This is a genomic window from Gemmatimonadota bacterium (assembly GCA_041390125.1).
Taxonomy (GTDB): domain Bacteria; phylum Gemmatimonadota; class Gemmatimonadetes; order Longimicrobiales; family Gaopeijiaceae; genus JAGQIF01.
On record JAWKQN010000021.1, the window covers coordinates 1 to 23,634 of the forward strand.

Consider the following 23,634-nt stretch of genomic DNA (forward strand, 5'->3'; position numbering starts at 1 on the left):
AGATCGACCTCACCTACCGGCTGGCGGGTCCGGCCGCGGAGGACCGCCCCAAGGTGGAGCGGGCCGTGCAGCTGTCCCTGGACACCTACTGCAGCGTGCTCCACTCCCTCGCCCCCGACACGCGCATCAACACACGCATCGACGTGGAGGAGTCGGCCGGAGAGGGCTCGTGACCACGCTCCGCGCCTACGCCAATCCCGCTCCGGTCCCCACCGGTACGCTGGTGGAACTGTTCCTGGAGGCGTGCGACAGCTTCCCCGCGCGCCCCGCCTTCCAGTACTTCGACGGGGACGTGCTGCGAGACGTGGGGCACCCGGAGGCCTACGACACGGTCCGGAGCGTGGCCGCGTCGCTCCGCGCGCGTGGCGTCGGCCGGGGAGACCGGGTCGCCCTGCTGTCGGAGAACCGCCCGGAGTGGGCGCTGGCGGACTATGCCTGCCTGTGCGTGGGCGCCCAGGACGTGCCCATCTACTCCACCCTGCTCCCCGAGCACGTCGCGTACATCCTGCGCGATTCCGGCGCCAAGGCGGTGTTCGTCTCCACCACGGAGCAACTGGACAAGGTCACGTCGGTGCGCGCCGAGTGCCCCGACCTCCAGACCGTGGTGATCTTCGACCCCCCGCAGAGCCTCCCTGCGGGGGTGCAGGCCTGGAAGGACTTCGTGGCGGCCGGTGGGGACGGGGGCACGGACGACGCCTTCCGCGAGGAGGCGCTCTCGGCCCGTCCCGAGGACGTGGCCACGCTGATCTACACGTCCGGCACGACGGGCGAGCCCAAGGGCGTGATGCTCACCCACGGCAACCTGTACACCAACGTGCAGGCCAGCCAGGTGGCGCTCCGCGTCGGGGAGCGCGAAACCACGCTGAGCTTCCTGCCGCTGTCGCACGTCTTCCAGCGGATGGTGGACTACCTGCTCTTCTGGCGGGGCTGCGTCATCGCCTATGCCCACTCCATCCAGACCGTGGCCCAGGACATCAAGGTGGTCCGGCCCACCCTGGTGGTCTCGGTGCCCCGCCTCTACGAGAAGATCTACAACCGTCTCACCGACGCGAGCGGCCTCAAGGGCGCGCTCGTGCGCTGGGCCATGGGGGTGGGGGGTCGCTGGTCGGATGCCACGCTGGCGGGGGAGGCGCCGGGCGCCTTCCTGAAGGCACAGTACGGCCTGGCCGACCGGCTCGTGTTCACCAAGGTCCGGGACGCGATGGGCGGCCGGCTCCGCTTCTTCGTGAGCGGGGGGGCACCGCTCACGCCCGAGATCGCCCGCTTCTTCCACTACGCCGGTCTGCCCATCCTCGAAGGCTACGGCCTCACCGAGACCAGCCCCGTCACCAACGTCAACACCCTGGCCGACCTGCGCATCGGCACGGTGGGCCGGCCCATCCCGTCCACCGAGATCCGGATCGCCGACGACGGGGAGATCCTCGTCCGCGGTCCCCAGATCATGAAGGGCTATTTCAAGAAGCCCGACGCCACGGCCGAGGTCATCGACGCCGAAGGCTGGTTCCGGACCGGCGACATCGGCGAGATCGACGCCGACGGCTTCCTCAAGATCACCGACCGGAAGAAGGACATCATCGTCACGGCGGGGGGGAAGAACATCGCCCCGCAACCGATCGAGAACCGGCTCAAGACGAACGCGTTCGTGGAGCAGGTCGTGATGATCGGCGACCGACGCAAGTTCCCCGTGCTCCTCATCGTCCCCGACTTCGCCGTGCTCGAGACGTGGGCCAAGGGACAGGGCATCGGGACCGGCGACCGCCGCGCCCTGGTCGCTGAGCCGCGGATCCAGACCAAGATCCTGTCGGAGGTGGAGGGCGAGCTCGCCCACCTGGCCTCCTACGAGCGTCCGAAGAAGATCGGCCTCCTGCACGAGGAATTCTCGCTGGAGCAGGGCACCATGACGCCCAAGCAGTCCATCCGGCGGCGCGAGGTGGAGAAGCTGTACCGCGACCTCATCGACGGCTTCTACGCCTCCGACGCGGTCGAGCGGGACGTCTTCGCCGCGCCCTGACGATGGAGGCGGCGCCCGCGCAGATCCGACTGGTGCTGCTCTCGGTTCCCGACCGGGAGACCGGACTTCGACTCGTCGAGACGCTCGTGGCCGAGCGGCACGCCGCGTGCGGATCCGTCGGGGCGGGAACGACGTCGATCTACTGGTGGAACGGACAGGTCGAGCGAGCCGACGAGGCGCTGGTGATCCTCAAGACCACCGACGCCTGCGCCGCCAACCTGTTGTCCCGTGCGGCCGAGCTGCACCCGTACGAAGTCCCCGAGATCCTCGTGCTTCCCCTCGTCGGGGGACACTCCCCCTACCTCGACTGGGTGCGGGCCGAAGTCCGTCCCGGATGATGCCCGTACGTCCCTGACTCGCTTCGGGGCGGCGAGCGGTCCGGATCGGACACCCTGCGCCCGAGGCCGAGACGTTCGTATCTTGGTAGGATCGGTGCGCCCGCGCGGTGTGCCGTCCGGGAGGCGTGCCGTGGAGGAGTCCATGGTCGAGTCGGTGGGCAGTGGGGGCGAAGCGCCGGACGCGGTCCGCTCCGCGAAGCATTGGAGGCGTGGCGTGTCGGACGACGAAGGCAACCGGACCGAGGCCCTGGCCCGGGCGCGCAGGTACGCGACCGAAGGGCGCACCGAGGACGCGATCCGTGAATATCGCGGCGTCCTGCGGGCGGACCCCGCGGACGTGAGCGCGCGGAACGAGCTGGGGATGCTCTACGAACGGATCGGGGAGCACGACCAGGCGGTGGCCCAGTTGCGGGCGGCCGTCCAGGAGGAGCCCGACAACCCCGAGCTCCTGATCCGCCTGGGCGCGGCCCTGGGGGCCGTGGGTCGCTTCGACGACGCGGAGACCGAGCTGCGGCGGGCCATCAAGATGGCGCCCGACAACCTCGAGGCCCGCGCCAACCTCGGCATCCTCTTCTTCCGACGCGGTCTGTACGAACAGGCGGACGCGGAGCTGCGCTCCGTCTGCCTGCGTGACTCGGCGCACGGGCCGGCCCACTTCTACCGGGGTGAGTCCTTGAACCGGCTCGGCCGCTACGACGACGCCATCGAGAGCCTGGAGCGGGCGATCGAGCTGCAACCGGGCAACGCCCGCGCCTACTACACGCTGGGCATCCTCTTCGACCGCAAGCACCTCCACGACCGGGCCGCGGCCATGTTCCGCCGCTCGCGCGAGCTCACCGACCGTTGATCCGGGTGCGGCGCGGACTCCTGGTGGAGTCCACCTGCGAGGCGATCCTGCGCCCCATCCGCTCGGACCTGAGCCCGCTCACCGGCTCGGGTCGGGACCTGGAGGCCGCGGCGGGCCCCGCGGTCCGGGAGAAGCTGGAGCAGCTGGGGGACATCCCCGTCGGGGGGGCCGTGGTGACACCCGGGGGAGCGCTCCCGGCGCTCCTGCTGATCCACGCCGCCATCGAGTCGCGCGAGGAGCCCGTCACGCGGGCCGGGGTGGAGCGGGCGCTCACCAACGGGCTGCGCCGAGCGGTCGAATGGGGTGTGCGCTCGGTGGCCCTTCCGCCCCTCGGTGCGGGCGCCGGTCAGCTGGAGCTCGAGGTGGTGGTGGAGCTGACGGCGGCCGCGGTGCGGAACGTGGCCGCGGGCTCGGCAACTCTTGCCGAGGTCGAGGTGGTCGTGGAGACGGAATACCAGGAAGCGGCCTTCCTGCAAGGGGTTTAGCCGGTCGCACGCCTCTTGCTCGGGGAACGGTCTTCCGACCCTCCGTCCCCTGATCCCAGAGGAGTCCCCATGCGAGGCAGGCGCTGGTTGGGCGTCGCCATCGTGGCGTTCTGGGCCGCGATGGTGGGATGGCAGGCCCGGAGGGAGTACTTCCAGCCCGAGCTGGCCCGCCTGACCGAGGCCGCCCGCTCCCTCGCCCCCGGCGTGTACTTCTACACGCTCGAGATGTCCGAGCGGGCGATCGGGCTGGCGAGCTCCCGGCTGGACACGGTGCCCGAGGGGTTCGTGCTCGAGGACCTGCTCAACCTGGAGCTGCCGGCGCTGGGCCAGACCGGCGCCGCCGTGGCCCGCACCCGCGTGGACCTGGGACCCGCGCTGACCATGCGGGGCTTCGACTTCTCGCTCGACTCGGAGCTCGGCCGCTTCGCCGCAGCCGGCCGGGTGGACGGGGACTCCCTGCTGCAGGTCGAGGTCCGCTCCGGCGGGTCGGTCCAGAACGTGGACTACCGCTTCGGAGACACCCCGCTGGCCGCAGCCGCGCTGCCCATCCGGGTCGCGGTGGGCGGGGAGCTGGAGGTGGGGGCCCGGCACCGCCTCCCCATGTTCGATCCGTCCACGCTGGCGACGCGCACGGTGGACGTGGAGGTCCTGGCCCACGACACGCTGGCGTTCCCCGACAGCGCCTGGTTCGACCCGGCCACCGCGCGCTGGGTGCCGGCGCGCTGGGATTCCGTGCCGGCCTGGAAGGTGGCGGAGGCCTTCGGCGGTGTCCGCATCGAGAGCTGGATCGACGAGGACGGCCGCATCCTCGAGGCCTCCAGCCCGCTCGGGTTCACGATGCGGCGGACCGAGTTCGAGCTGGCCCGCCAGGCGCTGGAGGAAGCGCGCGGGTTGGATGCCACCGTGGTGGACGACGACGTCATCCTGGCCACCGCGATCCAGAGTGACGTGGATCTCGAGGCCATCGAGGCCCAGGGGGAGCTGCGGGTGCGCCTGAGCGGCGTGGACCTCGAGGGCTTCGCCCTCGACGGCGGCCGCCAGACCCTCAGGGGCGATACCCTGATCGTGCGGCGCGAGGACTGGGACGCGCTGCGCGCGGATTACACGCTGCCCTACAAGCGGATGGACCGGACGGCGGAGCTCGCGCCCGAGCCCTTGATCCAGAGCGCGGACGAGCGCATCCAGCGCGCGGCCCGGCGGGCCACCAACTGGGGTACGTCCTGGACGCACGATCCCAAGCGCGTCGCGCGCCAGCTCACCAATCACGTCTACCACCTGCTGGACAAGCGGATCACCGTCTCCGTGCCCAGCGCCGTGCAGGTGCTGGAGGCGGAGCAGGGCGACTGCAACGAACACACGGTGCTGTTCGTGGCCATGGCCCGGGCGCTGGGCCTGCCCGCGCGCACGGCCGTGGGTCTCGTGTATGTGAACGGCGCGTTCTTCTACCACGCGTGGCCCGAGGTCTGGATCGACGACTGGGTCGCCGTGGATCCCACCTTCGGACAGTACCCGGCCGACGCGTCCCATCTACGGTTCGTCGTCGGCGGGTTGGCGCAGCAGGTCGACATCGTGCGCCTCATCGGCCGCCTCCAGATCGAGGTGCTGCCGTCCCCGGCGTCAGGAGAGTGAGACCATGCAGGAACCGATGATCCAGCTCGAGAACGTCGTGAAGCGCTATGGCGCCTTCGAGGCGGTGCGGGGCGTCGACTTCGAGGTGCCCCGCGGTCGCATCTTCGGCTTCCTCGGACCCAACGGCGCGGGGAAGACCACGACCATCCGCATGGTCGCCGGCGTGCTGCAACCGTCGGGAGGCAGCATCCGCATCGGCGGCGTGGACGTGGAGAAGGATCCGGAGCGGGCCAAGGCCAGCATCGGCTACATCCCCGACCGCCCCTACCTGTACGAAAAGCTCAGCGGTGCCGAGTTCCTGCGCTTCGTGGCCGGTCTGTGGGGACGCAACGGCAACGGCACCGAACATCGGGCCAACCGTTTGCTGGAGCTGTTCCAGCTGCGCGATCGCCAGGATGATCTGATCGAGAGCTACTCGCACGGGATGCGCCAGAAGCTGCTGATCACGTCGGCGCTCGTGCACGAGCCCGAGCTGATCGTCGTGGACGAGCCCATGGTGGGACTGGATCCGCGGTCGGCGAAGATCCTCAAGGACCTGTTCCGCACGTACGCGGACCACGGGGGGACGGTCTTCCTGTCCACACACACGCTCGAGGTGGCGGAGGCGCTCTGCGACCACATCGCCATCATCAACAAGGGTCGCATCATCGCCCGCGGCACGATGGACGAGCTGCGCACGCAAGCGGAGGCCGGCAGCGCCGGTCTCGAGGAGATCTTCCTCAAGGTCACCGGTGCGGGTGAGCTGGAGCACGTGCTCGGCGCGAGCGAGGCTCTGGCGGGATGACGCCGCTCGCCGCCGCGTTGGGGCTGGGGACGGAGGAAGCCGCGTCCCACCGCACGCAGTTCGCCGTGCGTACCGTGGAGCCGGGCCTGGCCTGGTTGCTCGGGGCCAAGCTGCGCGGGCGCGTCAATCGGGCGCGCACGGATCCGGCGCGGGTGGCCAAGGCGCTCGTCTTTGGAGGGGTGGCGGCCTTCTTCTGGTCGTTCATCTTCGCGGTCATCTTCCGGATGCTCCTGTACTTCCGGGGCACGCAGGGTGTGGGGGACCTCCTGGCTGGCAAGCTGCTGGCGCTGGCGCTCCTGACCTTCATGTCCATCCTGCTGCTGTCGAACGTCATCGCGGCGCTGTCCACGTTCTTCCTGGCCCGCGACCTGGAGCTCCTGATGGCGGCGCCGCTGGACCCGTTGCGGATCTACGGGGCACGCCTGACCGAGACGGCGGTCAACTCGTCCTGGATGGTCGCGCTCCTCGCGGTGCCGCTCTTCGCGGCCTACGGGGTGGCCTACGAGGGTGGGCCGCTCTTCGTGGGGCTGGCCGTGGCGGTGCTGGTGGGCTTGCTCGTCATCCCCGCCGTCGTGGGATCGGCGGTCACGCTGCTGCTGGTCAACGTCTTCCCGGCGCGCCGCACCCGCGACCTGCTCGCGCTCATCGGGCTCTTCACGGCGGCGGGCGTGGTGGCGCTGTTCCGCTTCCTGCGTCCCGAGCGTCTGGTGCGACCGGACGAGTTCCGCGACCTCGTGGACTTCCTGGCCGTCCTGCGCGCTCCGACGTCACCGTGGCTGCCCAGTGAGTGGGCGGCCGACGCGGTCCTGTCGTTCCTCCGGGGTGGGTTCGATCCGCTCCCGCTGCTGCTGTTGCTGAGCACCGCGGCCGCCTTCGTGGTGATGGGGGCGTGGCTGCACGGGCGTTACTACCGCTCCGGCTATACGCGCGCGCAGGAAGGCGCCGAACAGCGCTCGGGGCGGGAGCGCTCGCGGCGGCTGGAGGCCTGGCTGCGGCCGCTGGACCTCTCCACCCGGCAGTTGATCGCCAAGGAAGTGCGGGTGTTCTTCCGTGACGCCACGCAGTGGTCACAGCTCATCCTGCTGGGCGTGCTGGTCGTGGTCTACGTCTACAACATCCGGTCGCTGCCGTTGTACACGGGCGAGCAGCTCTCGTTCTTCCTGATCAACCTCATCTCGTTCCTGAATCTCGGGTTGGCGGGCTTCGTGGTCGCGGCGGTGGCCGCGCGCTTCATCTTCCCGGCGATGTCGCTCGAGGGCCGCATGCTCTGGCTGCTGCGCTCGGCGCCGATCGATCTGCGGCGGGTGTTCTGGTCCAAGTACTGGGTGGGGCTCCTGCCGCTGCTCGCCATCGCGTTGCCGCTGATCGTCGGAACGAACCTCATCCTGGAGGCGAGCCCGTTCCTGCACGTGCTGTCGGCGCTCACGATGGTCGGGGTGGCGGTGGCCATGACGGCCATGGCGCTCGGGTTCGGCGCCCTGCACCCCAACTTCGAGACCGAGAACGCGGCGGAGATCCCCACCTCGTTCGGTGGCCTCCTGTTCATGATGACGGCGGTCGCCTACCTGGCGGCCCTCGTGCTGCTCGAGGCCTGGCCCGTCTATCTGTTCCTGAAGAGCCGGCTCGACGGGGGGGCGCAGAGCGTCTGGCCGCTCGTGTTCGGTCTGAGCGGCGCCCTGGTGCTGACGGTGGCCGCGACGGTCCTGCCCCTCCGGGCAGGCGTGCGGAAGATCCGCGAGATCGAGGTGTAGGCAGCGGGGGAGGGGAGCGGCGGCCGGGCGTTTCAGCGGAAACGCGTCGGCCGCGCGATTGGCTACGTTCTCGTCCTCGTGGTACTCCCGTCCTCGAGCGCGCGCGATCGCTTGGGTCCTCGTTCACTCACGGTACTCCCGTCCCCGAGCGCGCGGGGTCGCTTGGGTTCTCGTTCTCTCCCTGCTCCCGTCCATCTGCGTCAGCCCGGGCTCGCCTTCCACGAAGTCCCATCCTGCCATGGACGACCTTGCGGACGGCGGGATAGCGTTGATCCGACATCGCCCTCGGATCCGCGCCCGAACGCCGTCCACAGCCTCCCTGAGCGTGGGCGCGCTGGATCGACGGCTGGAATGCTCTGCAATGCTCCCCGCGCTCGTCCTGGAGGCACCGAGGGCGTCGCGGAACCGCCCCCTATCTTTGTCCTCGTGTTCGCTTCACCGCTTCGCAGGCAGGTCTCGCATGATCGTCCTCGCGCCGTCCGCTCCGCCTTCCGCTCCTCCGGCCCTCACGGCGTCTTCGGATGCGGCCGCTCCGCATCCCGGTACGCCGGCGCCCACATCGTCTGCGGATGCGTACTCTCCGCCGTCCTCCACTTCAGCGACCGAGCTGGATGTGCTCGAGTCCCTCGGCGACGAGATCGCCACGTTGGCTGCCCACATCCACGCGGCCACCCATCGCTTGCTCACCCTGCTCGCCCGGTTCGATGCACTCCGCGGCTGGGAGGCGGGCGGTCATCCCTCGTGCGCGCACTGGTTGAGCTGGCGCACGGGCATCGACCTGGGAGCGGCGCGCGAGAAGGTGCGCACGGCCCGGGCGCTCACGGCGCTCCCGGAGATCTCCGCGTCGATGGCGCGCGGCGAGCTCTCGTTCAGCAAGGTGCGCGCGCTGACGCGGGTGGCTTCTCCCGAGAGCGAGGCGGATCTGCTCGCGCTGGCGCGCGAGAGCACGACCGCCCACCTGGAGCGGGTGGTGCGCGGTTGGAAGCTGCACAACCGTCTGGACGAGCAGGCCCTGGAGCGTCTGCGACACCAGAGCCGCTGCTTCTCGGTCTTCCCCGACGAGAGCGGCATGTACGTCGTGAAGGGTCGGCTCGACCCGGAGGTGGCGGCCGTGCTGCTGCGGGCCGTGGAGGCGGCGGCGGATGCGCTCTACTGGAAGGGCCCGGACCCGATCGAGGCCGAGGCGCCGATCACGCCGGAGCAGCGGCGCGCAGACGCGGTGGGCCTGCTGGCGGAGCGGGCGTTGGCGGCGGGGCTGGACCGTGAAGGCGGCGGCCCCGAGGCGCCGATCCACGCGGCGCGGGCGGAGCGCTACCAGGTGATGCTGCACGTGGACGCGCGGACGCTGGCGGAACAGCCGGAGGCGGCGAGTGAGCTGCGGGCGGCGGGTTGGGTCCAGACGGCGGATGGGCTTCAGACGGCGGATGCCGCGCGACCTGCGGACGACGCGCAGAACTTCGGTGCGGACGCCGTACGGGAGGACCGATCCCCGGAGGGATCCGGGGACCGCTCCCACCTGTCGGACGGTCAGCGCGTTTCAGCGGAAACGTCGCGACGCCTGGCCTGCGATGCAGCCGTGGTGCGGGTCACCCACGACCTGGACGGCTCCGTCCTGGACGTGGGGCGGCGTCGGCGAACGATCCCGGCCGCGCTACGGCGCGCGCTCGAGGTCCGGGACGGCGGCTGTCGCTTCCCCGGGTGCGGGCGTCGCTTCACGGACGCCCACCACGTGCGTCACTGGGCGGACGGCGGGGAGACGGCCCTGCCCAACCTGCTCCTGCTCTGCCGCTTCCATCATCGGCGCGTGCACGAGGACGGCTACCGGGTTTCGCTCGACCCCGACGGTCGGGCCGTCTTCCGGCGACCCGATGGCGCGCTCGTCCCCCATCTGCCACCGCTCACGCGCGGGTCGACCCACGAGCTGCTGGCCCTGCACGAGGCGCTCGGCATCCGACCCGACTGGCGCACCGCCGCCGTGCGGCGGGAGTGACGCGACAGAGCCCAGGGCGCACGTGAATCGTCTTGCCGGGGACGCCGGGCAGCGCGAACGTCCAGCCTGCGTCCGGCTCGAGTGGAACGCATGCATGGACCGGGAGGAGGGTGGATGGATCGAGCGATGCCGCGCACAGGCGGCCGGACCCGGGGGCCTCTCCGGACGGCGGGGCTGATCGGCCTCGTCGCGTGCACGGGCCTGGCGGCCCCCGCACCCGCCCAGGAGATCCCTCCGGCCGACCGCCTCACGTTCGAGCGTCTGGCCGACGGGGTCTGGATGCACACCTCCTGGACCACGTACGGCGGGGTGCCGCTGCCGTCCAACGGTCTGATCGTCCAGGAGGGGGACGGGCTGGTCCTGATCGACACCGCCTGGGGGGCCGACCTCACCCGGACGCTCCTCGCGTGGATCGACACCGAGATCGGTCTTCCGGTCGTGCGCGCCTATGCCACCCACTTCCACGACGATCGCCTGATCGGCTCTCCCGTGCTGGCCGAGCGCGGCATCCCCTTCTACGCGCTGCCGCTCACGATCGAGCTGGCCGCGGATCAGGGCGTGCCGCTCCCGCGCCCCCTGCCGGCCCTGCGCGCAGGTGAGGCCCACACCGCCGGAGCCGTGGAGATCTTCTTCCCCGGCGGCGCCCACACGCGCGACAACATCACGGTCTGGGTCCCGTCCGCCCGACTCCTCTTCGGCGGCTGCGCGGTGCGGCCGGCGGACACCGACTCCCCGGGGAACACCGCGGATGCCGACGTGGAGGCCTGGCCCCGCTCCATCGCCCGGTTGGAGGCGCGCTATCCGGAGGCCGCCCTGGTGGTGCCGAGCCACGGGCCACCGGGGGGCGTCGAGCTGCTCGCGCACACGCGCGCCATCTTCGGTCGCTGACGCACAGGCGCGCCCCGGCCAGCGCAGCGCGACCCGGCCAGCACCCCGCTATTCCGCCCGCAACGCCTCGACCGGGTCCACGCGCGCGGCCCGGCGCGCGGGCAGCCAGGCCGCGAGGGCGGCCACGACCCCGAAGAGCAGCGGGATGCCCGCGAACGCGACCGGGTCCACCGGGCCCACGCCCACCAGGAGCGAGCGGATGAGCTGCGCCGCGCCGAACGCGAGGAGCAGCCCCACCCCCCCGCCCACTGCCACCAGCCCCAGCCCGCCCTTCACGAGCAGACGGGTGACGTCCCGGCCGGTCGCCCCCAGCGAGACCCGGATGCCCACTTCACGCGTGCGGCGGGCGGACGTGTAGCGCACGAGTCCGTACAGACCGATCGTGGCGAGCACCAGCGCCAGCGCGCCCATCACCCCGAGCAGCAGCGCGGCTGCACGCGGCGGGAACAGCATCGTGGCCAGGTGCTGCGTCAGCGTCGAGCGGGTCACCACCACCACGTCGGGCTCCAGGGCGCGGGCTTCGCGCACGATCGCGGACAGGATGGCTTCCGGGTCATCGCTGCGCGCCACCAGCGTCATGGACTCGATGGGGTCCTGACTGTAGGCGCTCATGATCTGGGGTCGAGGCGCCTCCCCCAGCGTACGCACGCGGGTCGTGGCCACCACCCCGACCACGGTGGCGTCGCGTCGACCGATCTGGACGGTGCGCCCCACCGGCTCCTGTCCCGGCCAGAACCGCTGCGCGAACGCCTCGTTGACGAGCACGGACGGCGGTGCCTCCGGCGTATCGCGCGCGTCGAATCCCCGCCCGGCGAGCAGCGGGATCCCCATCGCCGCCAGGTAGCCGTCGTCGATGATCTGGTGATCGATGTCGAACCCGTCCTGTCCGGCTGGCGGATCCCAACCCGGGACACCGACGCGCCGCGTCTGTACCGACAGGCCCAGCGGCACCATGTCCGCGAGCGCCGTCGCGCGGATCCCGGGGAGCCCATGCACGCGTGCTTCCAGGTCGGTGAACCAGCGTGCGCTCTCCTCGGCCCCGTAGCGGTCCGCCGGCAGGCTCAGGTGCACCAGCGCGGCAGGCTGGTGGCCGAAGCCCGGATCGACCTGCTGCGAGGCGATGAGCACGCGCAGGAACAGGCCCGCACCCACCAGCAGCACCATCGACAGCGCGACCTGGACGACGACCAGGCCGTTGCCCACGGTGAGCCCCCGGGCCCGTTCGCTGCCCCGCTCTCCCTTGACCTCCGCCGCCACCGACGTCCGAGCCGCCCGGAGCGCGGGAGCGAGCCCGAACAGCACGCCGGCGAGCACCGTGAGGGCCACGGTGAACACGATCACCTGGGCATCCAGCTCCAGCGCCAGATGGATCGGGAAGGGCAGGGGAGGCTTGAAGCGCTCCACGGCGATCAGCACGCCCCGGGCGGCCAGCAGTCCGAGCCCGCCGCCAAGGGCGGCCAGGACCAGCGTTTCGGTGAGCAGCTGACGCACGAGCCGGGCGCGCGATGCGCCCAGCGCGAGCCGGACGGCGATCTCGCGGCGGCGCTCGGTGGCGCGCGCCAGGAGGAAGCTGGCGAGGTTGGCGCACGCGATGAGCAGCACCAACGCCACCACCCCGAGCAGCAGGCCGGCGACCGGCACCAGCGCCCGGTCGACCAGGGGGTGGATGGCGACCTCCAGGGTGGGCAGGGCCGACAGCGCCTTGTTCGTGTTGGTGTCGGGATAGGTGGAGGCCAGCGCGGTCCCGAGCGCACCCAGCGCCGCGTTCGCCTGTTCCAGCGTCGCGCCGTCCGCCAGCCGCGCCTTCAGGAACAGGCTGCGGCTGCCGCGCTCCGTGAGCACGTCCGTGGCGGAGGGGGCGATGACGTTCTGCATCATCATCGGCACCCACAGATTGCTCTCCACGCCCCGGAGCATTCCCGTGTGCTCCGGCGCCGCCACGCCTACGATCCGGAAGGAGGTGCTGCCCAGGCGCAGCTCCTGGTCGAGCACGTCCGGCCGGGCGCCGAGCTCGCGCCGCCAGTACCCGTCGCTGACGATCACCACGGCATGGGTTCCGGGCGTCCGGTCCTCCTCCGGCAGGAAGCCACGACCGAGCTGCAGCGGGACCCCGAGCACGTCGAAGTAGTTGGCGCTCACGATCTCGCCCGGCACCAGTGTGCTGCCTTCGGGTCCCGCGATCCGCGCGAACGTCAGGTTGTAGGCGACCACGGCTTCGAAGACCGGCAGCGCCGCGATGTCGGCGTAGTCGGGCCACGACGACGTCGCGTGCTCGATCGAGCCGTCCGACGTGTACACCTCCACCAACTGCTCCGGGGCCTGGAACGGGAGATCGCGGAGGAGGAACGCGTTGACCACGGTGAAGACCGCGGCGTTGGCCCCGATCCCCACCGCCAGCGACACGGCAGCCACCAGGGTGAAGCCGGGGCGGCGGCGGAGGTGACGCAAGGCGAGGGCGAGGTCGCGGCGCAACGTGTCCATGGCGGCTCCCGGGGCGAGGGTCTCCGGGGACCTACGGGCGCGGTGGGCGGGGCGGTTTCGCGGCTCCCGGACCCCGCGAAGGCCCGGCGTCGCCTGGCTGGAGCTCTGGCGCCGCCATGGGCCGGATCCGGACCCGCCTCCCGGGCGTCGCGGACGGCTGCGGAGCGCGCCGCCACGGCGGTCCAGCCTTGAACTGGTCCCCCCGTCCGGCCCATATTGAGGGCTCCAACCTACCCCTCGAGGCAGAGCGGCATGGATCTGATCCCCGGTGGTTACGTCTTCACGCACGCGGTGTTCTGGAGCGTCGTCGGCCTGGTGGCCGTCGGCACCAACGCCGTGGCGATCATCTGCTCCATCGGCCTGGGCATGATGGTCCTGGAGCGGTTCAGCAAGGACTCGTGACCCCGCGGGGCGGGACCGGCACATGATCTTCTGGATCGTCGCCGGCGGACTCGCCCTGGGCGTGGGCATCTGGTTGGGCCTCCCCGGAGACTCCACCGTCTCCAAGGAGGAGGCGGACGAGGCGCTCTCCAATCCCTACCGCATCCGCAAGCGGACCAAGAAGGTCTTCACGCCTCTGGACTGGCTTCGCGCCAACAAGCGCAGCCAACTCCGCGACGATGACCTCGAGCGCTTCCGGACGGTCCGCAGCAAGAAGGACCGCGACCGTAAGGATCACGACCCGAACGACAGCACCACGAAGGACGCCTGAGCCCGACTCCCCCGTCGGTGTGGCCCCGCCTCAGCGCAGCAGGTCCCCCAGGCGTGGCAGCAACGCGTTGACTCCGACCAGCACCAACCCCACGATCGCACCCAGCAGGTAGCCGAGCTTCACGATCAGACGAAGCTCGCGCTCGGTCACGCGCCGCACGATCTCCTCCATCTTGGGCGTGGGGAAGGCGAGCACCTTCTCCTCCACCCGGCGCGAGACCTCGATGCGGTGGACCACCTCGGGGATCTGGGTCTGCACCCAGGCCCACAGCGCCGACCCCAGGGCCGGCTCGATGCGGGTGATGGCGTCGTCGGGGAACCAGTCGTGCGGTCGGCCCAGGGGCCGGTCCAGCAGGTGCGAGGCAACGCGGTGCAGGCCTTCGCGGGAAAGGCGCAACGCCGATTCGGTGCGGGCCGCCTCCACCAGCCAGCCGGCGAAGCGCTCCGGAGGCACGCGCCCCAGCAGGTCCCCCCACGTGCGCTCCGAGAGCCCCTCGAGCGCGAGTCCCAACCGCTCCACGAGGAACTGTCGCGTGCGCGGATCCTCCACCATGCGGACGATCCAATCGCACAACGTCTCGATGGCCTGTTCGACGCTGTCGTCCCCGGGGGACCCGAGCACGGAGCGTACGGGGCGCCCCAGGAGATCCACGAAGGCGTCGTTGACGCCCTTGGACATGGCCTGCTGCATCTCGGGCTCGCGCAGCATCTCGCTCAGGCGCTCGGCACCCTCACGCTCGATGGTCCCGAGGACGCGATCGACGGCCTCGTCCGTCATCAGCAGCTTGGCCACCACGCGCTGGTGGAACTTGAGATCCTGCATGAAACGCCGCAGCAGATCGTGCACCACCCGCTGGAAGCGCAGGCGCGTGACCGGATCCTCGAGCAGGCGACCCAGGCGCTGGATGGCCAGGGGGAGGTAGCCCGCGACCGCGCGCTCGACCGACGCCACGAGCCCGGACGGCAGGATCTCCTGGAAGGTGCGCTCCTCCGTCAGCAAGCGCTCCGACCACCGGCCCAGGTACTCCCGCACCGCCGCCCGGAAGGTGGATCCTTGTGTGGCATTCCGCAGCCAATCCGCGGACAGCTCCGCCAGGGCGGTCTGGCGGTCGGCGGTCAACAGCTCGGCGAGCGGTTCCTGGCGGATGCGGTCGTAGAGGTCTTCGGCCCGATCCTCCACCTGCTCGGCGAACGCGTCCGTCTGCACGTGGGCCTGTAGCCGGTCCACCGCGTGGTCCACGCCTTCCCGGAGCAGCCGCTCCATCTCCGGGCGCATGGTGTCCGGCAGCAACGAGCGCAGCGAGCCGCGCTCGACCCGCAACAGCGAATCGAGGAAAGCGCCGAGCCGCTCGTCGAAGGCCGCCCGGAACTCCGGGGCGGACAGGATGTGGGCCAGATCCTCTTCGGTGAGCAGACGCTCCCCCACGGTCCGACCGATCGCGGCGGCGAGTCGGGCCTGGTTCTTGGGGACGGCGCCGTGCAGGAAGCCGATCCGGAAGCGTCCGACGCGCGGAGGCTCGTAGGGATGGAACAGCATCCAGATGGCGACGGTGTTCGTGATGCCACCGGCCAGGGCGCCGAAGGCGATCGTGACCAGGGCTGCGACCAGATCGGGACTCACGTGGGGACGCCTTTCCTTCCGCTCACGATTGCGCGTGGAGCGCCAGACCCAGGATCGGGTACTCGACGCCGTACAGGGTCACCGTCCCCTGCAGCAGGAACAGGGCCTCCAGGGGCAGTTGCGGCCCTTCTCCGGAGCCGGCCTGCAGACGCGAGGAGCGCACGCTCACCTCACCCCCCAGCTCCCCGTCGGCGGCCTGGACCGTCCAGCGGTTCGGAACGTCCCGGCGCGCAGGCTCGAAGGACCGCACCTCCGTCCACTCTACGGAGACATCGGGCCACTGCGTTTCGCGGTCGTCCACGCGCGCCCATCCGCGGTAGGCGGCACTGCCGCCGCGACCCTCGCCTTCGAGCACGACCTGCAGGGAGTCGCCGCTGGTGAGCACCAGCCAATCGCCCGGCGTGTGCTCGGCGGGGCGCCAGTTGCGGTTGAGATCCACGATGGCACCGGGCGTGGATGTGCCCGCCACCGAGAGGGAGCCCAGGAGCACGCGCACCTCCTCTCCGCGCGGCCCGCTCCAGTCCGCGCGCTGCTCGCCGAGAAGGAGATCCAGCTCGCGCGGTGGCTGACGGAAGAGCACGTGCTCGAGCGCGTCGCTCTCGCCGACGACGAGGCCCATCGGATCGTGGGGCAGCAGACGCCACGGGGCCCGGCTGGGAGGACCGTCCCACGCGACATCCATGAACTGCTCCCACGCGTCGGAGCGATACAGCCAGGCGGTCACGTGGCGCTCCACACCACCCAGCCGGGTGCGGGCCTGGAACACCCACGGCTGCACGACCGGTGTGTCCGCAGCGAAGGAGAGGAACATGAGCGTGCGCTCGTAGCTGCGGCCCGGACCCTCCGTCACTTCCGGGCTCGCGACAGCCGTCTCTGCCGGCAGCGCGCGCTCCGGGGCTTCGTCACCCCCACAGCCCGACAGGAGCACGGCGAGGCCCAAGGTACAGCGCCACAGCGACATACGTGCGTTGTGCCTCCGCGGAATGCTCGGTTGCCGAAGCGTGCACACGAATCTATGTTGGCGGCGAGTCATTTCCCACAGCCGTCCTGATTTCCCCTCGAGCTCCAGGGATCGTGCCTCTTCATACCAAGATCCTCATCGCGCTGGGCGCGGGCGTACTGGGCGGGTTCATCGCCAATATCCTCGATCTGGCCTGGCTGCAGTCGTTCTTCGTGGCCATCGAGCCGATCGGCACGGCCTGGATCCGCATGATCACCATGATCGTCGTCCCCCTCGTGGTGGCCAGCCTGCTCGTGGGCACCGCCTCCCTGGGCGACATCCGCAAGCTCGGGCGGATCGGCGGCAAGACCGTGCTGTTCTACATGAGCACCACGGCGGTGGCCGTCGTGATCGGCCTCGTTCTCTCCAACGTCGTGCAACCGGGCTCGCGCGTGCAGCCCGAGACGCGTGACTCCCTCTCGGCCCAGTTCGACTCCCAGGCGGAAGCCAGCATGGCGCTGGCCGCCGACAAGCCGTCCTGGGTGGAGACCGTCCTGGAGATGATTCCGCGCAACCCGGTGCAGGCCGCGGCGAACATGGACCTGCTGCCCCTGATCTTCTTCACGATCATGTTCGGTGCGGCCATCACGCTCGTGGACACGGACAAACGCGAGGCGGTGCTCAAGGTATTCGAAGGCATCAACCAGGCCAGCATGGTCATGATCGACTGGGTCATGATGCTGGCACCCGTGGCGGTGTTCGCGCTCATCGCCTCCATCGTCAGCCAGTTCGGCTTCGATCTCCTCCAGAGCCTGTTGATCTACGCCTTGACGGTGGTGGCGGGGCTGCTGCTCCACGTCGCGATCACCTACATGTCCATCGTGAAGGTGTTCTCGAAGCTCAGCCCGATGTACTTCCTCAGGCGCGCCAACAAGGCGCAGCTCATCGCCTTCAGCACGTCCTCCTCCAACGCCACGCTTCCCGTCACCATCGAGACCGCCGAGGAGGACATCGGCGTCTCCAACGAGGTGGCCAGCTTCGTGTTGCCGTTGGGCGCCACGATCAACATGGATGGCACCGCGCTCTACCAGGCCGTGGCCGTCATGTTCATCGCACAGATCTACGGCATCGACCTCACGCTGGCGGACCAGGCCACGGTGGTCCTGACGGCCACACTGGCGTCCATCGGTGCGGCCGGTGTGCCCAGCGCGGGCATCATCACGCTGATCATCGTGCTGAACGCAGTGGGTCTGGGGGCGCACATCCAGGCGGGGATCGCGTTGATCCTGGGTGTGGACCGCATCCTGGACATGCTGCGCACGGCGGTGAACGTCACGGGAGACCTGACCGCCTCGACCGTCATTGCGCGGACGGAGGGCGAGGAGCTGGTGCCCCGCCCGGTCGATCACAAGGTCGAGATCGCGCCCACGCGCTGAGTCGAGGGCGGCGGGCGCCGCCGCGACCGGAGGTCAGGCGCGCAGACCGATCGGCGGCGAAGGCGGTCGCCGGCCGGCACCGGCATCCAGGATCTGGGCGGGTGTCGCGCCCAGCTTGGCGTCGAGCGCCTCCAGGAAGGTCGTGATGCGCCGGGCGTTGGTGCCGAAGTCCACGCCACCGCTGCGGGACCGGGAGGTGAGGTCCACGCGCGTCTGGGCGGTCTCGTCCAGGGTGATGCGGATGATCACGTCGTCCGTACGGCGCAGGAACCCGCCCCGGGCCTCGGCCTGGATGATCCCGTCGCGGTCGTTCCAGGTCTGGACCCGCCACCCCGGCAGCCCCTCGTCCGCAAGGAGGGTGGCCGCGCTCCACACGCGGTCGAACGGGATGGCGTAGCGCCGTCCGCGCAGACGGGGATCGGGCGCGGCCGGGTGGGTCTGGGCTTCGTTCCGGGTGATCGCGCGTAGGATTCGCGTCATCATGGTTCGGGGTCGGTACCGAGCGCGAAGCGCACGGTGACGGTGGCGGAGATCTGCTGCTCGCCCACCTCGATGGGCGTGTCGGCGGCCATGGCCATCTGGCTCCGCGCCATCCAGGGCCGGGGCGGCGGGCTCTCGGCCCCGCCCCTGACCTCGAGGACGCGCCCCAGGGGCACCCCGAGCGCGCGTGCCATGGCCTCGGCCTGGGCCCGGGCCCGGTCCACGGCGCGCTCCACGGCCTCCAGGCGGGCGGGCTCCGGGTCGGAGGCCCGGAAGCTCAGGCCCGTGACCCGGTTGGCGCCGGCGCCGATGGCGGCATCGATGAGCCGCCCGGATCGCTGGACCGCCGAGGTGCGCGCCTCCACGTGGTTGAGGGCACGATACCCGGCGATGCGGGGCATCTCACCCGGCTTCTCGTCCGCCCGATAGACCGGCTGGAGCGAATAGCCGTGGGTCTCCACCCGCAACTGGTCGAGGCCGGTGCCCCGGACGGCCGCCAGCACCTGCTCCATCCGCTCGGCGTTCTCCTGGGCGGCCTCCTCGGCGGAGGCCGCCTCGGTCTCGACCGCGAAGGTCACGACGGCCAGGTCCGGCGTGACCGACACCGAGGCGGTGCCGGAGACCTCCACGAAGGGCGGGGACGACTCGGTCATCTGGGCCTGGGCGGACGGGGCCCCCCCGGCGGACAGGGCCAGGAGGAGGAGCGGCAGGGCAGCGTGGGGATGGTGTGACATCCTGGTCAATACACGGTAGCGAACCGAAGGTTTTTCCGCCCCCGGCGGGTGTCGGCGCCCCGGGTGCCTGGCCCGCCCCTTGCCCGGTCCAGGCCGTTTGCCGACCGTGGGCGCACCCCGCGCGAGCCCTCCCGAGGACCCGAGGACACCACACCCGATGAAAGCGATCATCCCGCTGGCTGGAAAGGGGACCCGCCTCCGCCCCCTCACCCATGTCACCCCCAAGCCGCTGATCAAGGTCGGCGGCCGTCCGGTGATGAGCTACATCCTGGACGACCTGAAGGCCCTGGGCATCGAAGAGATGGTGTTCATCGTGGGCTACCTGGGTGACAAGGTCCGCGAGTACATGGAGGCCGAGTATCCGGACGTCCGCGTGCACTACGTCGTGCAGGAGGTCCAGGACGGGACCGCGGGCGCGGTCAAGCTGGCCCAGCCCTGGGCGGACGACGAGCTCCTGATCGTCTTCGTGGACACGCTCTTCGAGGCCGACCTGTCCCTGGCGCGATCGCTGGGCCCGGAGTGGGCCGGCGCCATCTGGGCCAAGGAGGTGGAGGACTACCAGCGCTTCGGGGTGATCATCACCGACGAGCAGGGCGCCATGCAGCGCATCGTCGAGAAGCCCAAGGAGCCGGTCTCCAAGCTCGCCAACATCGGGCTCTACTATATCCGCGACCACGCCCTGCTGTTCGAGGGCATCGACCACGTCCTGAACACCGTGAACCCCGGTCAGGGCGGTGAGTACTATCTGACCGACGCCTTCCAGTACATGGTGGACAACGGCGCCCGACTGTTCACGGCGCCCGTGGGGGGGTGGTACGACTGCGGCAAGGCCGACACGCTGCTGGAGACCAACCTGCACCTGCTCTCCACCGGCCGGGAGGGCGTCCACCCGGGCGCGACGGTCCGCGATTCGCAGATCGATGCCCGGGCCCGCGTCGAGGAGGGTGCGGTGATCGAAGATTCGACCCTGGGGCCCAACGTCACGGTCGAACGGGGCGCGCGTGTGAAGGACAGCACGCTGCGGCACACCATCGTCGGGGAGGGAACGACCATCGCCGGGTGCACGCTCAGCGATTCCCTGATCGGCGAATCGTGTGACATCTCCGGCTTCGGGGGCTCGTTGAGCCTGGCCCCCCACTCGATCGTCCGTGGCTGAGAGGGCCCCGGGCCGGTCGCAGGAGGTGGACATGGACGAACAGGACCTGATCCACGACTGGAACGCCATCCAGCCCACGCTCCAGCCGGACGCGCGTGGGCCCGTGGAGCTGAACGACGAGACGCTGCGGGACGGCCTGCAGAGCCCCTCCGTCGTGGACCCGCCCATCGAGGTCAAGCTCGAGCTCGTCCATCTCATGGACCGCATGGGCGTCGCGAGCGCGGACATCGGGCTCCCGGGCGCCGGACCGCGCGCGGTGGCGGACGTGACGCGGATCGCCCAGGAGATCGTCTCGTCCGGTCTGTCCCTGTCCCCGAACTGCGCCGCCCGTACGGTCGTGGCCGACGTGCGTCCCGTGGCCGAGATCAGCCAGAAGGTCGGCATCGCCATCGAGGCCTGCACCTTCATCGGCAGCTCGCCCGTGCGGCAGTATGCCGAGGGATGGACGCTGGAGCGTATGCTGCGGGTCTCCGAGGAGGCGGTCACGTTCGCCGTCCGCGAGGGGCTGCCGGTGATGTTCGTCACCGAGGATACGACGCGGGCGCGCCCGGACGTGCTGGAGGCGCTCTACGGGCACGCGATCCGCTGGGGCGCGCGTCGGATCTGCCTGGCGGACACGGTCGGGCACGCCACGCCCGCCGGCGTGCGTGCGCTCGTGCGCTTCGTGCGCGAGACGATCGTCGAGCCCTCCGGGGAGGACGTGAAGATCGATTGGCACGGCCACCGCGATCGGGGGCTGGGTCTGGCCAACGCCCTGGCGGCGATCGAGGCGGGGGCCGACCGCATCCACGGCACGGCGCTGGGCATCGGCGAGCGCGTGGGCAACGTGGAGATGGACCTGCTGCTCGTGAACCTGAAGCTCCTGGGATTCCACGACGGTGACCTGTCCGACCTGTGCACCTACTGCGAGACCGTGGCGTCGGCCTGCGGCGTGGGCCTCCCCCACGACTACCCCGTCTTCGGGCGCGACGCCTTCCGCACGGCCACCGGCGTGCACGCCGCCGCCATCGTGAAGGCGCAGAGCAAGGGCGATTCCTGGCTGGCCGACCTCGTCTACTCCGGTGTGCCGGCGGCCATGTTCGGCCGCTGCCAGGAGATCGAGGTCGGGCACATGAGCGGGCTGTCCAACGTGAAGTTCTGGCTGCGGGCCCGCGGCTACGATGCGGAGGACGCCGATCTGTGCGAGCGGATCCTGGCGGCGGCGAAGGCGACCGACCACACGCTCTCGGAAGACGAAGTGGTCTCGATCATCGGGAGCGGCGTTGGCCGCTAGGCCCGAGGGCGAAGCGCGGCGCATCCTCGTCGTCGAGGACGAGGCCGACATCGCCGCGCTCGTCGCCTATCAGCTCACCCGCGCCGGCTTCCAGGTCCAGACGGTCTCCTCGGGCAGCGAGGCGCTCGAATCCATCGAGCGTCAGGTCCCGCACCTCGTGGTGCTGGACATCATGCTGTCGGGTCTGTCCGGGCTGGAGGTGCTGGAGAAGCTGCGTGCCGATCCCGCGACCCGCGAGGTCCCGGTGTTGTTGCTCACCGCCCTGCGCGAGGCCTCCGACCGCATCCGGGGTCTCGAGCTGGGCGCGGACGACTACCTCACCAAGCCGTTCAGCCCCAAGGAGCTGGTGCTGCGGGTGGAGGCCGTGTTGCGCCGCAGCACGGGGACCGCAGGGGCACGCGGCCTGTTGTTGCGTGCGGGCGGGCTGCGGCTCGATCCTGCCGCCGCGCGCGCCTGGTGGCAGGACGAAGAGCTCCAGCTGACCCCGACCGAGTTCCGGCTGCTGCGCACGCTGCTGGAGCGCCGCGGGCGCACGCTCAGCCGCAACCAGTTGCTCGAGAACGTCTGGGAGGTCGACGCGCGTGTGGCGGGTCGGCTGCAGACACGCACGGTGGACATGCACATGCGGCGGCTGCGCGCCAAGCTCGGCGAGGCGGGGGACTGGGTCCGCACCGTACGCGGCTTCGGCTATCGCTTCGAGCCGCCCGAGGACTGATGCGGACGCTCGGCGTGCGCGCGTGGGTGACCCTGGCCATCCTGGTGGCCGGGACCACGGCGCTGTTGCTCGGCGGGGTGGGATGGGGATGGGGCCTCCTCGCCCTCCTGGTGGTGGCGTTCGCCTTCGGCGCAGCCGCCGACCGCGCGCTGGATCCGCTGGAGCGGCGGGCGCGGGCGCTCGCCGTGGGCGGCCCGCAGCCCACGGGCGTGCTGGCGCCGGTGCGGGAGCTCCATGATCTGCAGCACGAGCTCGACGAGGCCTCCGAGACCCTGAGGGCGCTGCAGGATCAGGCCCGGCGCGAGCAGCAGGAGACGGCCGCGCTCCTGGATGCCACCGCCGAAGGCGTGATCGAGCTTTCCGAGGACGCGCGGCTGGTGCGCGCCAACGCGGCGGCGCGTCGCATCCTCGAGATCCGGGATGCCCGCCCGTTCGCACCCATCGAGACCCTGGTGCGGGATGCCGCGCTCCGGGATGCGCTCGAGACCGCGGTGATCCGGCCGCTCGCGCCGGTCGAGGTCACGCCGTGGGACCGCACGATCGTCGTGCGGGCCAAGGCGCTGCCCAAGGGTGGCGCCATCGTCACCCTGCAGGACCTCACCGAGGTCCGCCGCCTGGAGCGCGTGCGCACGGACTTCGTCGCCAACGCCTCCCACGAGCTGAAGACCCCGCTGACGGCCCTGCGCGGCTTCGCCGAGTCCCTCCTGGACGACGAGCCTCCGCCCGACATCCGCCGCACGTTCGTCGAGTCCATCGCCAAGAACGCGATCCGCCTGCAGCATCTCGTCGAGGACCTGCTGGACCTGTCCCGGCTGGAGTCCGGGGGCTGGCGCGCGGAGTTGGAGGAGGTGGATGTGGCCGAGGTGGCCGAGCGCGTGTGGGAGGAGACGGTGGAGGGCACGTCGCGCACCATCCACTTCGCGGTGGACGGCCTGGGGCTCGCGTGGGCGGACGAGCGGGCGGTGGAGCAGATCTTCGCCAACCTCTTCGGCAACGCCATCCGCTACACCCCCGACCAGGGTCGCGTGACCGTGACCATCCGCAGCGGAGCGGAGCGCCTCCAGATCGCTGTCGCGGACACGGGATCGGGGATCCCTCCCGAGTCGCTGCCCCGGATCTTCGAGCGGTTCTACCGCGTCGATCCCGCGCGCTCCCGGGCCGAGGGGGGGACGGGGCTGGGGCTGTCCATCGTGGCCCATCTGGCGCGGGGCATGGGCGGCTCCGTCGGGGCCACCAGCCGGCTCGGCGACGGGACCGTGATCACGTTCACGCTGCCGCGCGCGCCCGATCCGGACGAGGGTGGTTCCGACGCCGCCGGGGACCCCCTAGGTTGAGCCGCGGGCGTCCCTCGCACGTCGGAGCTC

General features: G+C 70.9%; 21 protein-coding genes. 16 read left to right on the forward strand and 5 right to left on the reverse strand.

Annotated features, from left to right (window positions below; genetic code table 11):
- Window positions 1-169: 169 nt before the first annotated feature.
- The 9 genes from R3E98_18995 to bla all read left to right on the forward strand — a co-directional run bounded on the left by R3E98_18995 (window position 170) and on the right by bla (window position 10,723).
- A complete protein-coding gene (locus tag R3E98_18995; protein ID MEZ4425493.1) occupies window positions 170-2,011 on the forward strand; it encodes a long-chain fatty acid--CoA ligase in 1,842 nt (613 codons plus the stop codon).
- Window positions 2,012-2,013: 2 nt separating this feature from the next.
- The gene (gene cutA, locus R3E98_19000) at window positions 2,014-2,349 is read left to right on the forward strand and encodes a divalent-cation tolerance protein CutA (GenBank protein MEZ4425494.1); all 336 of its coding nucleotides are present in this window, start codon (window positions 2,014-2,016) and stop codon (window positions 2,347-2,349) included.
- A gap of 214 nt (window positions 2,350-2,563) precedes the next feature.
- Window positions 2,564-3,196, forward strand: a complete 633-nt coding sequence (locus R3E98_19005; protein MEZ4425495.1) for a tetratricopeptide repeat protein — start codon at window positions 2,564-2,566, stop codon at window positions 3,194-3,196.
- 23 nt (window positions 3,197-3,219) lie between these two features.
- The gene (locus R3E98_19010) at window positions 3,220-3,681 is read left to right on the forward strand and encodes a macro domain-containing protein (GenBank protein MEZ4425496.1); all 462 of its coding nucleotides are present in this window, start codon (window positions 3,220-3,222) and stop codon (window positions 3,679-3,681) included.
- Window positions 3,682-3,750: 69 nt separating this feature from the next.
- The gene (locus R3E98_19015) at window positions 3,751-5,310 is read left to right on the forward strand and encodes a transglutaminase-like domain-containing protein (protein ID MEZ4425497.1); all 1,560 of its coding nucleotides are present in this window, start codon (window positions 3,751-3,753) and stop codon (window positions 5,308-5,310) included.
- A gap of 4 nt (window positions 5,311-5,314) precedes the next feature.
- Window positions 5,315-6,094 (forward strand): ABC transporter ATP-binding protein, encoded by a 780-nt coding sequence (locus tag R3E98_19020; GenBank protein MEZ4425498.1) that lies wholly within the window; start codon window positions 5,315-5,317, stop codon window positions 6,092-6,094.
- Window positions 6,091-7,845 carry a hypothetical protein gene (locus R3E98_19025; protein ID MEZ4425499.1) on the forward strand — a complete coding sequence of 585 codons (1,755 nt, stop codon included), beginning with the start codon at window positions 6,091-6,093 and terminating at the stop codon, window positions 7,843-7,845. The genes R3E98_19020 and R3E98_19025 overlap by 4 nt, the downstream gene beginning before the upstream one ends.
- 613 nt (window positions 7,846-8,458) lie before the next feature.
- A complete protein-coding gene (locus R3E98_19030; protein ID MEZ4425500.1) occupies window positions 8,459-9,835 on the forward strand; it encodes a DUF222 domain-containing protein in 1,377 nt (458 codons plus the stop codon).
- A 114-nt stretch (window positions 9,836-9,949) separates the two neighbouring features.
- Window positions 9,950-10,723, forward strand: coding sequence for a subclass B1 metallo-beta-lactamase (gene bla / locus R3E98_19035; GenBank protein MEZ4425501.1), 774 nt, complete (start codon window positions 9,950-9,952; stop codon window positions 10,721-10,723).
- 48 nt (window positions 10,724-10,771) lie between these two features.
- Here bla and R3E98_19040 read toward each other — a convergent pair whose 3' ends face one another.
- Window positions 10,772-13,204 (reverse strand): ABC transporter permease, encoded by a 2,433-nt coding sequence (locus tag R3E98_19040; GenBank protein MEZ4425502.1) that lies wholly within the window; start codon window positions 13,202-13,204, stop codon window positions 10,772-10,774.
- Window positions 13,205-13,456: 252 nt separating this feature from the next.
- Between R3E98_19040 and R3E98_19045 the strand changes: the two genes are divergently transcribed.
- Both R3E98_19045 and R3E98_19050 read left to right on the forward strand, forming a co-directional pair.
- On the forward strand, window positions 13,457-13,606 hold the full coding sequence (locus tag R3E98_19045) for a hypothetical protein (protein MEZ4425503.1): 150 nt from the start codon (window positions 13,457-13,459) through the stop codon (window positions 13,604-13,606).
- 22 nt (window positions 13,607-13,628) lie between these two features.
- Window positions 13,629-13,916, forward strand: coding sequence for a hypothetical protein (locus tag R3E98_19050; protein ID MEZ4425504.1), 288 nt, complete (start codon window positions 13,629-13,631; stop codon window positions 13,914-13,916).
- A gap of 30 nt (window positions 13,917-13,946) precedes the next feature.
- Here the strand turns inward: R3E98_19050 and R3E98_19055 are convergent, their stop codons facing one another.
- Together R3E98_19055 and R3E98_19060 are read right to left on the reverse strand one after the other, a co-directional pair.
- Window positions 13,947-15,536: a DUF445 family protein gene (locus R3E98_19055; protein MEZ4425505.1), complete on the reverse strand. Its 1,590-nt coding sequence runs from the start codon at window positions 15,534-15,536 to the stop codon at window positions 13,947-13,949.
- Between the two features lie 22 nt (window positions 15,537-15,558).
- A complete protein-coding gene (locus R3E98_19060; protein ID MEZ4425506.1) occupies window positions 15,559-16,497 on the reverse strand; it encodes a hypothetical protein in 939 nt (312 codons plus the stop codon).
- A gap of 113 nt (window positions 16,498-16,610) precedes the next feature.
- Between R3E98_19060 and R3E98_19065 the strand changes: the two genes are divergently transcribed.
- Window positions 16,611-17,912 (forward strand): dicarboxylate/amino acid:cation symporter, encoded by a 1,302-nt coding sequence (locus R3E98_19065; protein MEZ4425507.1) that lies wholly within the window; start codon window positions 16,611-16,613, stop codon window positions 17,910-17,912.
- 33 nt (window positions 17,913-17,945) lie between these two features.
- Here the strand turns inward: R3E98_19065 and R3E98_19070 are convergent, their stop codons facing one another.
- Together R3E98_19070 and R3E98_19075 are read right to left on the reverse strand one after the other, a co-directional pair.
- Complete coding sequence (locus R3E98_19070; protein MEZ4425508.1) at window positions 17,946-18,395, reverse strand: DUF1499 domain-containing protein; 450 nt, start codon at window positions 18,393-18,395, stop codon at window positions 17,946-17,948.
- Window positions 18,392-19,126 (reverse strand): SIMPL domain-containing protein, encoded by a 735-nt coding sequence (locus R3E98_19075; protein ID MEZ4425509.1) that lies wholly within the window; start codon window positions 19,124-19,126, stop codon window positions 18,392-18,394. Before R3E98_19075 ends, R3E98_19070 begins: the two co-directional genes overlap by 4 nt.
- Before the next feature lie 157 nt (window positions 19,127-19,283).
- Here R3E98_19075 and R3E98_19080 point away from each other — a divergent pair, with 157 nt between their 5' ends.
- From R3E98_19080 to R3E98_19095, 4 genes are read left to right on the forward strand one after another with little or no spacing between them, the layout of a single operon-like run.
- Window positions 19,284-20,282 carry a sugar phosphate nucleotidyltransferase gene (locus R3E98_19080; GenBank protein ID MEZ4425510.1) on the forward strand — a complete coding sequence of 333 codons (999 nt, stop codon included), beginning with the start codon at window positions 19,284-19,286 and terminating at the stop codon, window positions 20,280-20,282.
- Between the two features lie 31 nt (window positions 20,283-20,313).
- Complete coding sequence (locus R3E98_19085; GenBank protein ID MEZ4425511.1) at window positions 20,314-21,555, forward strand: LeuA family protein; 1,242 nt, start codon at window positions 20,314-20,316, stop codon at window positions 21,553-21,555.
- Window positions 21,545-22,270: a response regulator transcription factor gene (locus R3E98_19090; GenBank protein ID MEZ4425512.1), complete on the forward strand. Its 726-nt coding sequence runs from the start codon at window positions 21,545-21,547 to the stop codon at window positions 22,268-22,270. Before R3E98_19085 ends, R3E98_19090 begins: the two co-directional genes overlap by 11 nt.
- Entirely contained in the window at window positions 22,270-23,604 is a 1,335-nt protein-coding gene (locus R3E98_19095; protein ID MEZ4425513.1) for an ATP-binding protein, read from the forward strand. Before R3E98_19090 ends, R3E98_19095 begins: the two co-directional genes overlap by 1 nt.
- The last annotated feature ends 30 nt before the right edge of the window (window positions 23,605-23,634 follow it).